Raw genomic sequence first — 13,253 nt, forward strand, 5'->3', positions numbered from 1 at the left:
TCCGAACAGACCGCGGCGCACCCGGACGCAGCACCGCCGCGGCCGGCCGCGGCCCCGCCCGGCGGTCGGCCCGCCGGTGCAACGGCCGCCGACGCGGCCCGCCCCGACGGCGCCCAGTCCCTCTGATCGGCGAGATCACCAGTGACCTCGGCCAACTCGTCCGCGACGAGATCGATCTGGCGAAGGCGGAGATCACACAGGAGGCGAGCAAGGCCGGCAAGGCTTCGGGCATGCTCGCTGGCGCAGGCTACGCCGGCCACCTCGTGCTGGTGCTGGCCAGCCTGACCGTCGTCTTCGCGCTGGGGAACGTGATGAACCTGGCCTGGGCGGCCCTGATCGTCACCGTCGTGTGGGCGGTGACCGGCGCCGTGCTGTACCGCGCCGGCCGGTAGCGGCTCAGGGCCGTGCGCCTGAAGCCCGAACAGACCGTGGAGACTTTGAAGGAGGACGCCGCATGGGCGCGACACCAGACGAGCTGAGGACCGAGGTCGAGGCCCGGCGCGCGCACCTCGCGCGCAGCGTGGACCGCCTCGCCGACCGGGTCACCCCCAGCCGGGTGGCCCACCGCAAGGCCGACGCCGCCCGCAGCAGGGTGACCGGAATCAAGGAGCGAGTGATGGGCACCGCCCACGACACCGGAGCATCGACACACCGCGCGGCCGCCGCCGGCACCGCCGAGAGCGTCGGTGCCACCGCCAAGGACACTGCCACCCAGATCGGCGACGGCCTCCAGCCCCCCGCGAAGCTGCGGCGGCAGACCCAGGGCAGCCCGCTGGCCGCCGGCATCATGGCGTTCGGCGCGGGCCTGCTCGCCGCCGCCCTGCTGCCGGCGAGCGCGGCCGAGCGCGCGGCCGGGCGATGCTGCGCGAACACCCGGAGCTGCTGGAGCCGGCCAAGCAGGCCGCCGTCGACGCGGCTCAGGAGGTCCGCGACGAACTGCGCGAACCCGCCACTCAGACAGTGCAGTCCGTGCGGTCCACCGCACAGGACGCTGCAGACAACACCAAGGGCCCCGCAGAGACCGCCGGGCAGCGCACCGTCGACGACCTGAAGTCGGCCGAGCAGCGGGCGGCGGTGTGGTTCAGCAGGTTCTGTCCTGCCGCGCGGAGTTGATCCGGTGAGCCTCGGCGCGGTCGATCGGCTGGCTGTGGGAGGTGAAGCGCTGTTGGGCGGTGGCGTCGCGGCCGCAGGGTCTTCTGCCGGAGGATCTCAGGGCGTCGGCCGCGCTTCCTTGGCCTCTCCTCGCGGGCGTGGTGCCCTAGAGGGATGACGCTGCGGGTGCGGTGGGTGTGGGTGGCAGGTGCTGCCGCCCTGGTCGTCCTCACGGGGTGCGGGCAGGTCTCACGGCGTGAGGACGCGGCGGCTGCCGTCGCGGCCGGGTTCGAGGATGCCGCGGGCCGTTCGGATGCCGCGGCGGTCTGCGGGACGCTCGCCCCCGGCACGCGCGAGGAACTGGAGGACCAGGAGAAGGCGGACTGCGAGCAGGCCCTGGCCCAGGTCGACCTGCCCGCGGGCGGGCCGGTGCGGCGGGTGGACGTGTTCGGCCAGCAGGCCCGCGTGGTGCTGGAGGGCGACACGCTCCTCCTGTCCGTGTTCCCGGACGGCTGGAAGGTCACCGCCGCGGGCTGCGAGCCCCGCGACCAGCGCCCGTACCAGTGCGAGATCAAGGGAGCGTGAGGGATGCGGAGCCTGTTCGTCCTGTGCATCGTGACCGTCATGGGCGGCCTCGCCTACTTCACCACGATCGGAGCGCTGCAGCGGTGAACCGGACGGCAAGGTTCCTGCGGGACAACAGCCTTACGCTCGCCTTCGGCGCAGCCTTCCTGCTCGCCCTCGCCGGGCAGGCCGCCGCCGGCCGCGCGGACCTCAACAATCAGCTCGTCGCCACAGGCCTCCAACCCCTCGGTGTGGCCGACTACCTGGCCAGCTCCGACTTCGCCGTCGACGTCACCGAGAACTGGCAGTCGGAGTACCTGCAGTTCTTCCTCTACATCTTCGGCACCGTCTGGCTGCTCCAACGCGGTTCGCCCGAGTCCAAGAGCCTGGACAAGGCCGGCACGGAGTCGGAACACGAACAGAAGATCGGCCCGCACGCCACCGCCGAGTCCCCCGCCTGGGCAAAGGAGCCGGGGCTGCGCCTGGTCGTGTACTCCCGATCCTTGGGCATCGTCATGGCTGTGTTCTTCCTCGGCTCCTGGATCTCCCAGTCGATCACCGGCTGGTCCGCCTACAACGCCGAACAGCTGCGCGATCTGCAGGCCCCGGTGAGCTGGGGCCAGTACGTGCTGTCCGCCGACTTCTGGAGCCGTACCCTGCAGAACTGGCAGTCCGAACTCCTCGCGGTCGCGTCCATGGCCATCCTCTCCGTGTACCTGCGTCAGCGCGGTTCACCGGAGTCCAAACCTGTCGGCGCCGCCCACACCTCCACCGGCGTCGAAGGCTGACGTCCGGCCCGCCGACCGCGAACCGAGAAGTCTGCGCTGCGGTCGCCCGTCAAGGAGCGGGGCAGTCCGACCGCGGCAGGAAGCGGCTGACGCAGTCACCGGCACCGCGGCGACCAGGCCCGTGGCGGCCGGCTGCGCCAACGCTCGGGTGGTGCGCGCCGCTGTGGACCGCGCCGCTCCGACCACTGCGGCGGCAAGACGCTCGCCGCACCAAGATCGGCAATCGTCCGTCGGCGGCGAACGCCGGACCGGCAGCGTTGTGGTTCGGCGACGTCCTGCCGTCCTGCCGTCCAGCCGGCCGGCCGGTGCCCGAGCGCGGTGGACCAGCCGCTTGGCGACGCCGCCGGCCAGCAGCTGCGCGGTCAGCATCGCGCCGAACGCCTGGAGGGCCCCAGCGGCGGTTCGCCGGCCGGTCGACCACCGTGGCGCCCGCGGCCGACAGCCACCACAGCAGCCCCTGGTCGGCCGCCGCCTGATCGCTCCGCAAGATCCGGTGCAGCCCAGGACCGGAGCGGGCATGGGCACGCCGCACGCCCTCGAACTCCACCTCCTCCACGCCGTTCACGCCCGCGCGTACGCCGGTCGGGACGGAACCACTCAGAGCGGCCAGCGGCACCTGCTTCCCGTAGCGCTGGCACTGTGTGCACTGCCGTTCGCGGGCAGGGGCTTGGGGACCGGCGAGTACACCATCAGCCGGCCGACTACTGGCTGATGTGCAGCAGACAGGCATGGCTCCTTCCAGCCGCTGGAGGCCGGCCAAACCCGGATCGTGAACTACTGCACTGAGCGGAGAGCCCTGGGCGACAAGGGTTGAGCATCTGCGGGGTGGACAGGCGCCGGGAGAGTTCGACAGCCGTGTCGGACTCTACGAAGCGAGGTGACGATCATGACTGAGCGGTCGGCGAAGGCACATCCGTCCATGGAGGAGGGGCAGGCCAGCCGGATGGAGGGCGCCCACCACGGGTGGTCGGGCGACATCGACGAGGAACACCAGGAGCCGAACGACAGCGCACGCCGCTCCTTCCACCCTGACACCTACGCGCCCGGGGCCGGGCCGGGACAGGAACACGCGGAGGAGGAGGACCGGCCGGTGCCCGGGGACATCGTGGAGAGCGAGGGCCGCCGGGGTGAGGACACCGCGCAGAGCCCGGCCTCGTCGAAGCACCGGCACGACAAGGGCGCGCAGGGCCCGGCTGGTCGGCCGAGCGGTGGCCGTGATGCGGGCGCGCACACCGGCGTCGACCCCCAGGAACCCGACAGCCCCACCTCCGGGCACTGAGCACCGGACCACCCCGGCCACGGCCGGTTCGGGCGGGGGCGGTGACCCCGTCGGCACGTGGCTTGCGCCTGTCCGCCGTGGCCGGCCCCGACTGGAAGGCAGGAGCAGGAGGCAAGTCGTGAGTCTCACCGGGATCGTCTACGAGCCGGTCGGCATGGTGGTGGGTGCCCTCGGCGGCGTGCTGGCGGGCGCCCTGTTCGAGATGGACAAGTCCTGTTCCGGCACGGTGTATTCGAGCCGGGCCAGCTTCTGGGACAGGGCTTTGAGTAGGGAGACGACGAGTTTGCCCGGGCACCGGTGACCCGTTACGGCGTCTCGGGGATCAGGTGTTCGATGCTGTCGGGGACACGGAGGAAGCGTTCCGGTCGGCACGTGTACGGGCCCTGCCACAGCGCCGGATCGTGGTGCTGCCCGTACAGATCGCGCAGCACGAGGTACCTTCGCCGATCGCCTCGCCCTGGAACGTGAGGTCTTGAGCAGCCCTCCCGGCGACGGACGGGCGAACGGGTAGAAGCAGCGGACCTCCTGGACGAGTGCTTCCGCGTACGCGGCGTCGCCCTGGGCGAGTCGGTCACGCGTGGCGGGCCAGCGGGCCTGGGCGTGTGCCGCGAAGACGGTGAACCAGCAGACGGCAACGGTCGGCCGCAGGATGTTCAGCAGTTCCACCGCGGCCACCCGCAACTCCAAGTGTCGCGCCCACGCCGCGGTGCTCCGCCACCGTCTGCACCGCGCCGCCCCGCACCTGCCGGACGAGATCGGCGAGCCACGCCTCCCGGCGCCGGCGCGCGAGGCGCGCACGCCAGTGCCGCGCGGGCCGGGCCCGGCGAACCCGTCGACCATCGCGACGAGATCACGAGCGAGCGCCGGCACGTCGCCATCGGCAAGCGGCACCCCCGCCCAGCGGCAGACACCCGCCGTGAGGAGCCGGGCACAGGCGTCGAGCAGTTCGATGCGCGCCTGCCCGCTCCACACGGCGGTATCGGCGGCCCAGGCGACGCCGACACTGTCGACCAGCGCACGGATCCGGCCGGGATCCGCCAGCAGCCCGAGGAACGTCGCCTTGCGCAGCCGGTGGACTTGGCCGTCGAGACCGTGGACGGAACCGTGGCCGAACAGGGTGCTCTTGACGGGTCGGGCAGCGCCGCGCTGTGCCGGACGTGCCGTTCGTCGTAGAAGAACCGGACGGCGTCCGGGCCGTGCAGACCCGGCAGTGGGCCGTCCCAGCAGCCGGGTCTGCACCACGGGGCTCGGCCGGCGACGGCGCAGGTTCGGAAGCCATGCGCAGCCCTGCTGGAGCAGAGCGAGCGAGTTGTCGGTGAGGACGGGAGCGTGTCGGTCCCTGGGCGGGCGGCTGCCCCGCCCTGGGCCCCAAAGCAGGGCGCCTCTCGGCATCACCGTGGGGCGCGAGCGGGCCGTGGAACGCGGCTGGCGCCCGGGCGGCTGCCGGATCCTTGGACCGGTCCTTCCGGCAGCCGCATCCGTGCGTCTGGTCGCCGCGCGGGCGCACCAAACCACGGGGCCGCCGACGGTGCCACCACCAACGGGCCCGCGGTGGACGTCGCCCTACTGGGCGGGTGCGGGCCAGGGGCGGCCTGCGAGCGAGGAGCGACGTGGTGGAGGTTGGCTGCCATGGTGCGGCCGGTGGTGTGGGCCCACTCGTGGCCCTTGCCCTCGTCCAAGTAGTTGGGGCCGGGTCCGGGGCCGAGGTGCCAGTAGGTCCAGGCCTGGGCGGGGACGGTGTAGCCGATGTCGACCAGGCCTCCGCTGATCTCGCTGATCACGTGGTGGGCGCCGTCCTCGTTGCCGGTTACCACCACGCCGGCGACCTTGCCGTAGCCGGGCGGGCGTCCTTGCTCGTCGGTTTCGGAGATCATCGCGTCCATGCGCTCGAGCACGCGCTGCGCGACGGACGACGGCCGCCCGACCCAGGTCGGGGACGCGACGATGAGGATCTCGGCCGCCAGGACCTTCTCGTGCACGGCGGGCCAGTCGTCGCCGTCGCCCATGTCGGTCTTCACGCCGGGCAGCAGGTTCAGGTCCACCGCGCGGACGGTCTCCATTTCGACCCCGCGGCGGGTCAGTTCGGCGTCGACCACGCAGGCCAGCGCCTCGGTGTTCGACGGCTCGGGGGAGGGCTTGAGGGTGCAGTTGATGATGAGTATTCGCATGGACCCCGGCTACCCCGTCCGTCCCTTGCACATGTTCCCCGAGAGGTGGAAGCCACCCGGGTGAGTGCCAGCATTGGTCGTCTGCCAAGCGGGCGGCCGGCCCGCCCACCGGGCGGTGCGCGGCGACGGCACACGTCGACAAACTGCCAGACGTTTCGAGGGGAGGGAGCCGGGCGCCGCGCGCGAATCCGCAGACCGGTGTCCCGCAGGCCAGTGATTCGGCGACCACCAGGCCGTAGGGCTCGTCCCAGCACGGGGTCGCCAGCGTCGCGCAGGCCTGGCCGACCAGGCGGGCGAGCTCATGCTGCGGCAGGTGCCCCGCGTAGCGGGCCCGCTCATCCAGGCGGGGCAGGACGGCCCGCTCGAAGTAGCGGCGGTCGCCCACCGGGCCGGCGAGGACCGCCGTCCCGGCCGTCGGCGAGCCGCAGCATCAAATGCAGGTAGGCGTGGTGCTCCGCATCCAGACGGGGGAGGGCATGCTGCGGTCCGCGGCCGCGGCCGGGCTGATCACCGGCCGGTGGACCGGTAGTTCGGCGACGCCCAGCCGGGGGTCCGAACCCGGCGCCGCGAACAGGGTGACCCGGTGCCCGCGTTCGGTGAGCGCGCGGGCCAGTGCCCAGGTCTGCGCCTCCAGCCCGCCCGCGAACGGCTCCCGGATCGGGAAGCGGACCGAGGCGATCAACGCGATGCGCAGAGCGGTCATGGCAACGGGACCTTCACGGCAGCAGGGCGCGGTAGATCCGGTAGTGGGCCCCCGCCAGCATCTCCCGTTCGGCGGCCCTCGGCCGTGGCGCCGCCCGCCAGGCGGGACGCTGTTCGCAGGCCGTGCGCACCGCGTCCGCCAGGGACCGCCCGTCCAGCCCGTTCCGGTCGTGCCGGTATGTCAGGCACGGCCGTTGTTGGGAGTAGAAGCCACACGCGGGCGCGCACACCGCCGTCCCCAGGTCGAAGCAGGTCTCCAGCCAGCCCGAATGAGTGCCGAACCGGTACGGCAGCACCGACAGGTCAGCTCCTGCAGGTAGGCCCACAACTCGTCGTCCTCGAAGTAGTCGTGGACGCGGAGGTCCACCAGCCCCCGCGCGGCGAGCTCCCGCAGCCGGGGCAGCACCTCGGGCGCGAAGCAGTGGGCGGCCGGATCGGCGACCTCCGGATGGACGTCCACCCGCAATCGGGCGTCCGCCAGGCCGGGGACGACCTCCGCGAGAACATCGATCACCTGCAGCGGTGCCATGTTCGCCCGGACGCTCTTGGCGTGCACCCCCACCGTGAACACGTCGCGCGACGGGCGCCGCCGCATCAACGCAGGAGGATCCACGACGTGCGGATGCGGGAGGACCGCGGCCGACCGCCGCCACCCCTCCGAGACGGCAGCTGCGGCACCGGGTGTCAGCGTGATCAGCCGCTGCGCGGCCGGGACGAGCACGTCGAGCTGGCGGCAGTGCAGGCCCGGATCCGCGTGGTGGGGTTCTCCAAGTCGTGCACCGTGTACACCAGCGGCTTGTGCCGGCGCCGCAACTCCTCCACCAGCTCCGCCAGTTGCTCGGGCGTCTGCGCGTCGAACCCGAAGTGCAGGTGGAAGACGTCGAACCGGTCGGCATTCTCCCGCACCCACACCGGGTCGAGCATCACCGGCGGCCACCAGCGCTGCGAACTGCTGGGCGCCCCGCAGGGCCGCGGGTCGGCCAGTCTGGTCACCGGCCAGCGCGCGCCGAGCGAGGCGAGGTGCCGCACGTAGACGTGACCGGCGGGGACGGAGGCGACGCGCACTGGACGGAGCCCGCCCCCGGCGTACCGGCGGGAGACCGGTAAGGCCTTCCGATCGGCCAGAACCGTTGCGTCCACGGCCGCCTCCTCCCGACCCCGACAATGATGACGCTCCCGCAACGCGTCTGCACCCGGACGGGACCGGTAAACGACCCGCCCCGTCCGCCCCGTCCGGACCGTCCGGACCGTCCGGACCGGGCGGCCTGCGCACGGCACGGGCGGCCGCCGGTTTCGGCCCGGGACCGCCCCTCGACCCCGAGGAGACCGCCCGGCCGGAGCCGCGCCGGGCCGGGAGCGCCGGGAACGGGAATAGCCGTCCGCCGGCGGGCTGCGAACTCGACGGCCTTCCGTCCGGGACGGACGGAAGGCCGGTTGTGCGGGCGGCCCGATTGCTCGGCCGCGGTGCAGGCCGTTCGGGCGGTCCGAGACGGCCTTCGCACGGCCGGCCACGACGCGTGAGGCATGGGTCTGCCCTGCAAGGATCGGGGTGTCTCGTGGCTGCGCCACGCGGTCTACGGGTCGGGAGGATGTGGATGCCGTCGGCCCTCTTGTCCCCTGCGTTCCCCATATGCCAGCCGCGCTGTGGCGTGCGGGGGAGCCGACGCCTGTGCGGTGTGTGATGTGGGGCAAGTAGTCGCTGGTCCGATCGGATGGTGCCTCGGAGCATAGGCGGCCTTTGAGTGTTGCGGGCGGGGGGCCGGCGGGGCGGGCAGGTACGTTCGTGCCCGTGACGGGTAACGACGTGGTCCTGGCGCTGGTGGTCGCCACCGCCTTGGGCTTCGACTTCACCAACGGGTTCCATGACACCGGCAACGCCATGGCGACATCGATCGTCACCGGAGCCCTCCGCCCGCGCGTCGCGGTCGCCGTCTCAGCGGTGCTGAACCTGATCGGTGCGTTCCTGTCGACAGCGGTCGCCGCGGCCATCGCCAGTGGCCTGGTCGACAGCCAGGACGTGACCTTGACCGTGGTGATGGCGGGCCTGACCGGCAGCATCCTGTGGAACCTGACCACCTGGTTCCTCGGGATCCCCTCCAGTTCCTCGCACGCGCTGATCGGCGGCGTGGTCGGGGCGACGATGGCGGCGGCGGGCGGCTCGGCCGTCAAGTGGCAAGGGCTGGTCTCCAAGGTGATCGTGCCAGCCGCACTCGCGCCCTTCATCGCCGGCACGGTCGCCGCGGTCGGCACCTACCTCGTCTACCGCCTCACCCGCGACGTGGCCGAAGGACCCCGTCGGCACGGCTTCAGGCTCGGCCAGGTCGGTTCGGCGTGCATGGTCTCGCTCGCCCACGGCACCAACGATGCCCAGAAGACCATGGGCGTCATCACCCTGGCCCTGATCGCCAACGGGACACTCGACGCCGGAGCGAAGGCCCCCACCTGGGTGATCACCTCCTGCGCGGGGGCGATCGCACTCGGCACGTACATCGGCGGCTGGCGGGTCATCCGGGCGCTCGGCAAAGGACTGGTGGAGATCGAGGCGCCGCAGGGAATGGCGGCCGAATCGGCGTCGGCCGCGGTCATCCTCTCCTCCACCGACTTCGGCTATGCCCTCTCCACCACCCACGTGGCCACCGGGTCGATCCTCGGCGCCGGTGTCGGAAAGAAGGGCGCGGTGGTGCGCTGGCACATCGCCCACCGGATGGTGGCGGCCTGGCTGATCACCCTCCCGGCCGCGGCGGTCGTCGGCGCGCTGGCCTACTGGGTCGCGAACGGGATCGGAGGGACTGCCGGAGTGGTGGTGATCTTCGTCGTGCTGGTGTTGGCCTCGATCGCGTTCTACGCGGCCTCCCGTCACCCGGCCGTTACCCCGGAGAACGTCAACGCCGCGTGGACGGGCTCAGTCGTTCCGAGTCCCCCTGTGGACGAGGGGAAGCCGTGAATTCCTGGATCAACCTGAACGCCCTGTGGAAGATCATCGTGGTGGGGCTGCTCGCGGGCGCCGGCCTGCCCGCGCTGTTCGCGATCGGCGTGCGGGCCCTCAACCCGCCGTCCCCCACGGGCGGGGCCGGCGGCCGCCCCGCTGCCGGGCCGCTCGGCTACACCGTCGCCGGCGTGTGCTTCGCCGTGCTTCTCGCCGCGATCGGCTGGGGCATCTTCATCATCGTCAACCACGGCTGACGCATCCCCGACGGCCCGGACGACCCGCCGCCGGCGATCAGGCCGCCGCCCACGGACAGCATGTCGATCTTGTGTGCGCCGCCGGGGCCGTAGCCGAGGCCGGTGATCCGCTCGCACAGCGCGAGGCTCTGCTCGCGGGTGGTGCCGTCGACCACGGTCACCATGAGGGAACGCCGCGGCAGCGCGGTGTCGCAAGTGGCGGTGACGAGTTCGCCGTGGGCGACCGATGGGAGGCAGGCGCCATCGTCCGGGAGCCTGTACGAGGCGAGGGATACGGGTATGTCGGAGGCCGCGCAGCAGCAGATCCTCGCCGACGGTCTCGCCGGGGTGTACTTCCAGGATCGCGGCCGCCGGGCCGCCGGCCTCAGCGTTGAGCTGACCGACCTCGGCTGGCTGGACGTCGAGGGGCCCTCTGACTCGTTCCGGCCGCTGCGTGTCGCTGACAATGCTGTCCTGAGCGCGCCGCAGCGGCTGGGCGGCATTTCCGGTCGCGCCTTTTTGCCGGATTCTCGGAAGGCCACGAAAATGTCCCCGTTTTCGGGCCGGGCCGGGCCGAGTGGGCGCTTCGGCGTGGGTCGGGGGGACGCTGGTCATGTGCGGCGGCGTTCCACAGGTGGGAGGCGGGTGTGATGCCCATGTCGGATGACCGCAGGCCGCCCGGCTCCGAGGCGCCGGGTCCGCTGGGCGTGCGCACGCTGGCTGGCGGGGTGCTGTCGCTTCGGCTCGCGGCGGCCCCGGGGGTGACGGCGCTGCTGGTCTCCGGCGTCCTGGATGGGCGCTGCGCCGCGGAGTTGCCGGGGGAGCTGCTGGCGGCGGCCGGGGCGTGCCCGGAAGGCCTGGTCCTGGACCTGCAGGGTGTGGGGGAGTGCGATGCGGCGGGCGTGGTCGCGCTGGCGGGGGCGTGTGAGCATGCGAGGCAGGCCGGGCATTCGATCGGGTTGGCGGCCTCGACTGCGGAGCTGGACCGGCTGATGGTTTTTACCGACACCCTGCATCTGGTCGCGGACCATCTTGACGCGGGGCACGGCCCGGTACGGCCGAACGCCTGACCGACCAGCGGGGACACATTGGCGCGGTGATGGTGGCCGGATGGGCGAGACGGAGGAGTCGGTCCCCGAGGCCGCGCTGGTCCGGCTGACCGAGCTGCAGGACCTGACGGACTTGGCCGCGGATGCCTGGCAGCGCGGCGACCTGCAGACGGCGTACGAGGCGGCGACCGCCGCCATGCCCGCCGCCGCGGGCGCGTCCGCCGCACTGAACGTGCTCCTGGAACTGGAGCGCGCCCGGGCAGAGAGCGACCAGGAGCGGCGGGGCGGTCCCGCCGGCCAGTGGCTGGGATGACCCCGGGGAGGTCCGCCCCGCCGAACTTCGCACCGCCCAGCCGCGCTGCGCCGTGGTGCTGATGATCAGCGATTGATGTGCTCCGACTCGCTCGCTGCGGGGGAGCCGTCTGTGCCGGGATCGCTCACGCCGGGATCGCTCACACGCACTGGGCAACCTGATTTCGCAATCGGGACAGACAGAACCGGAATCCAGGTTCATACTTATGGCATGGCAACCGAACACGCGCCCCGTACGAGCTGGACGTTCCTGACTCATCACGCCCGGGTGCTGCTGGCGATCTCGCGTGACTCCGAGGTGCGCATGCGGGATCTCGCCGCGATGTGCGGAATGACGGAACGGGCTGTGCAGGCCATCGTCACCGACCTGGAGAGTGCCGGCTATCTGATCCGCACCCGGCGCGGGCGCCGCAACCACTACCGCATCGTCCGCAACACGTTCTTCCGTCACCCCGCCGAGGCCGGCTGGGATATCGCCAGCCTCCTCAATCTGTCCGCCGATGCCCTGCCCCATATCGGCGGCGACGACAACCCCGAGACGCAGCCCGGTGATCATCATGAGCACGGCGACCATCCCCGTGATCCCGCCCGACCGCAGCCCCGGCACGAGGGAGGTGAGGACCATGGCCGATGACCGAAGCGAGGGCGAGCTGCCCGTGGCGGCAGTCCACAAGCTCACCGAGCTGAAGGACCTGGCCGCCGCCGCGCTCGACTGCTGGAACAGCGGCAACCGGAAAGGCGCGTTCGGCGCGGTCACCGCCGCCATGCCGGCCGCCGCCGCAGCCGCCACCGCACTGAACATCCTGCTCGAACTCGACCATGCCGCCGTACGGGCCGAGGAGAGACGCCACGGCCCCACCGACGGCGGCGTCATCTCGTGGGGCTGAACCCCTGCCACCGACGACCCGCCCGCCGCACCCCGCGGCCACCAGCCCCCGGACGAACGGCCTCACCGTGGCCCCCACCCGACTACGGTCGCCGAAGCGCATGTATGGCGCCCCGTCCTGCCGGCCCGACAACGAAGGAAGCCGCCCCGACCCGAAGAGGCAGTGCGCTCATGGACGCCCAGCACGACCCTCCCCGCACCAACCACCTCGGCACCGCCCCCTCGCTGCGGATCACCACCACACGTGTCCCCGGCGCCACCATCGTCCGCCTCCACGGCCAGGTCGACCAGGACGAGCGCCACCGGCTCGAGCGTGCACTCACCCAGGCCCTGACCCGCCGCCCGTCCCGGCTGGTCGTCGACATGTCCGACCTCGACTTCTGCGACTCCACCGGCCTCAACGCCCTGCTCAAAACCCGCCTGGCCGCGCAGGCCGCCGGCGTCGAACTGCTGCTCGGTGGGCTCTCCCCGCAGGTCAGACGGCTGCTGGAGATCACCGAGACCAACGAGATCTTTACCATCCACGACAGCGTCCGGGCGCTCCTGGCCGACGCCCCCGATCCGACCCGGTGAAAGCCATGGCCGCCCCGCCCTCCCGGTATGCGGTCACCCTCCCCGGGGCACCCGGATCGCACCGCCCACCGACCGTCGTCATCGTGCACGCCACCGGCGAACTCACCCCTGGCGGCGCCCCGGTGTACGCCGACGCGACCGGAGCCCTGCGCGTCGAGATCGACGGCGGCGCCGCCCGCCCGCTGACCACCAGCACGGTCCCGGGCCGACACACCTGCCTCCACGCCGTCGCCCTGCCCTGAACCGAGACCGGCTGGCCGGACACGACCTGGTCGCCGACGACGTCGACCGCACCGCCCGCTCCTCCTGGTCGGCACAGGCCTCTGCCGAGGCCCGCACCTGTAGCAGCGCTCTCGGCCCACCACGCCGCTGGCCAGTGCTGGGCCGAGGTGCTGTCGGGTCCGACGCAGGGTCGGGGCTGCCAGACTGGTGATCATGAGTGCTGATCGCCGCCTGCTGCGGCAGCTCTTCTCCGACACCGCGACCGACGGGCTCGTGGCGGCCGATGACCGGGCGCGGTTGCTGCCGGTCGAGCGGGCCCCGTTTTTGGAGCCGCGTACCGAGGACATGCCGCCCGCGGTGCCCGCGGTGCCTGGCGCCCGCCGCCGGCTCGGCCCCGGCCACCTCGCCGACACCGACCTGCCGGACGCCGGGCCTGACCCGACCGGCCGCCGGCGC

Annotated in this window: 19 protein-coding genes and 1 pseudogene; 16 read left to right on the forward strand and 4 right to left on the reverse strand. The window is 72.4% G+C overall.

Annotated elements, in window-relative coordinates; genetic code table 11:
• From AB0P35_RS39590 to AB0P35_RS39615, 6 genes are all read left to right on the forward strand, one after another.
• Window positions 1-392 (forward strand): phage holin family protein (locus tag AB0P35_RS39590; protein ID WP_363520947.1); only part of this gene is annotated, 392 nt, incomplete at its 5' end.
• A 62-nt stretch (window positions 393-454) separates the two neighbouring features.
• Window positions 455-1,051, forward strand: coding sequence for a DUF3618 domain-containing protein (locus AB0P35_RS39595; RefSeq protein WP_363520950.1), 597 nt, complete (start codon window positions 455-457; stop codon window positions 1,049-1,051).
• A 215-nt stretch (window positions 1,052-1,266) separates the two neighbouring features.
• Window positions 1,267-1,677: a hypothetical protein gene (locus AB0P35_RS39600; protein WP_179419753.1), complete on the forward strand. Its 411-nt coding sequence runs from the start codon at window positions 1,267-1,269 to the stop codon at window positions 1,675-1,677.
• 83 nt (window positions 1,678-1,760) lie between these two features.
• Entirely contained in the window at window positions 1,761-2,444 is a 684-nt protein-coding gene (locus tag AB0P35_RS39605; protein WP_095877631.1) for a DUF6766 family protein, read from the forward strand.
• 886 nt (window positions 2,445-3,330) lie between these two features.
• On the forward strand, window positions 3,331-3,723 hold the full coding sequence (locus AB0P35_RS39610; RefSeq protein ID WP_144298850.1) for a hypothetical protein: 393 nt from the start codon (window positions 3,331-3,333) through the stop codon (window positions 3,721-3,723).
• Between the two features lie 118 nt (window positions 3,724-3,841).
• On the forward strand, window positions 3,842-4,024 hold the full coding sequence (locus AB0P35_RS39615) for a hypothetical protein (protein ID WP_179419752.1): 183 nt from the start codon (window positions 3,842-3,844) through the stop codon (window positions 4,022-4,024).
• Between the two features lie 1,303 nt (window positions 4,025-5,327).
• Here the strand turns inward: AB0P35_RS39615 and AB0P35_RS39620 are convergent.
• The 4 genes and pseudogenes from AB0P35_RS39620 to AB0P35_RS39635 form a co-directional block, all read right to left on the reverse strand.
• Window positions 5,328-5,891 (reverse strand): annotated as a pseudogene (locus AB0P35_RS39620) (NAD(P)H-dependent oxidoreductase); the annotation flags it as partial.
• 430 nt (window positions 5,892-6,321) lie between these two features.
• Window positions 6,322-6,594 (reverse strand): glycosyltransferase, encoded by a 273-nt coding sequence (locus AB0P35_RS39625; RefSeq protein WP_218835843.1) that lies wholly within the window; start codon window positions 6,592-6,594, stop codon window positions 6,322-6,324.
• Between the two features lie 180 nt (window positions 6,595-6,774).
• Entirely contained in the window at window positions 6,775-7,188 is a 414-nt protein-coding gene (locus AB0P35_RS39630) for a hypothetical protein (protein WP_257019571.1), read from the reverse strand.
• A 98-nt stretch (window positions 7,189-7,286) separates the two neighbouring features.
• Window positions 7,287-7,733: a hypothetical protein gene (locus AB0P35_RS39635; RefSeq protein ID WP_257019570.1), complete on the reverse strand. Its 447-nt coding sequence runs from the start codon at window positions 7,731-7,733 to the stop codon at window positions 7,287-7,289.
• A gap of 649 nt (window positions 7,734-8,382) precedes the next feature.
• Here AB0P35_RS39635 and AB0P35_RS39640 point away from each other — a divergent pair.
• From AB0P35_RS39640 to AB0P35_RS39685, 10 genes are all read left to right on the forward strand, one after another.
• Window positions 8,383-9,537, forward strand: coding sequence for an inorganic phosphate transporter (locus AB0P35_RS39640; protein ID WP_363520955.1), 1,155 nt, complete (start codon window positions 8,383-8,385; stop codon window positions 9,535-9,537).
• Window positions 9,534-9,776, forward strand: a complete 243-nt coding sequence (locus AB0P35_RS39645) for a hypothetical protein (RefSeq protein ID WP_095877627.1) — start codon at window positions 9,534-9,536, stop codon at window positions 9,774-9,776. Before AB0P35_RS39640 ends, AB0P35_RS39645 begins: the two co-directional genes overlap by 4 nt.
• 279 nt (window positions 9,777-10,055) lie before the next feature.
• Window positions 10,056-10,406: a hypothetical protein gene (locus AB0P35_RS39650; protein WP_363520958.1), complete on the forward strand. Its 351-nt coding sequence runs from the start codon at window positions 10,056-10,058 to the stop codon at window positions 10,404-10,406.
• Window positions 10,407-10,411: 5 nt separating this feature from the next.
• Window positions 10,412-10,825 carry an STAS domain-containing protein gene (locus AB0P35_RS39655; RefSeq protein ID WP_363520960.1) on the forward strand — a complete coding sequence of 138 codons (414 nt, stop codon included), beginning with the start codon at window positions 10,412-10,414 and terminating at the stop codon, window positions 10,823-10,825.
• Between the two features lie 40 nt (window positions 10,826-10,865).
• The gene (locus AB0P35_RS39660) at window positions 10,866-11,117 is read left to right on the forward strand and encodes a hypothetical protein (protein WP_363520963.1); all 252 of its coding nucleotides are present in this window, start codon (window positions 10,866-10,868) and stop codon (window positions 11,115-11,117) included.
• A 210-nt stretch (window positions 11,118-11,327) separates the two neighbouring features.
• The gene (locus AB0P35_RS39665) at window positions 11,328-11,750 is read left to right on the forward strand and encodes a helix-turn-helix domain-containing protein (protein WP_095877624.1); all 423 of its coding nucleotides are present in this window, start codon (window positions 11,328-11,330) and stop codon (window positions 11,748-11,750) included.
• Window positions 11,740-12,003, forward strand: a complete 264-nt coding sequence (locus AB0P35_RS39670) for a hypothetical protein (protein ID WP_095877623.1) — start codon at window positions 11,740-11,742, stop codon at window positions 12,001-12,003. The genes AB0P35_RS39665 and AB0P35_RS39670 overlap by 11 nt, the downstream gene beginning before the upstream one ends.
• 170 nt (window positions 12,004-12,173) lie before the next feature.
• Window positions 12,174-12,575, forward strand: a complete 402-nt coding sequence (locus AB0P35_RS39675) for an STAS domain-containing protein (RefSeq protein WP_363520966.1) — start codon at window positions 12,174-12,176, stop codon at window positions 12,573-12,575.
• A gap of 5 nt (window positions 12,576-12,580) precedes the next feature.
• Entirely contained in the window at window positions 12,581-12,817 is a 237-nt protein-coding gene (locus tag AB0P35_RS39680) for a DUF6296 family protein (protein ID WP_095877621.1), read from the forward strand.
• Window positions 12,818-13,010: 193 nt separating this feature from the next.
• Window positions 13,011-13,253, forward strand: a 243-nt coding sequence (locus tag AB0P35_RS39685; protein WP_363520969.1) for a hypothetical protein, incomplete at its 3' end; no start/stop codon positions are given.

Source organism: Kitasatospora sp. NPDC085879 (genome assembly GCF_040686255.1).
Taxonomy (GTDB): Bacteria; Actinomycetota; Actinomycetes; order Streptomycetales; family Streptomycetaceae; genus Kitasatospora.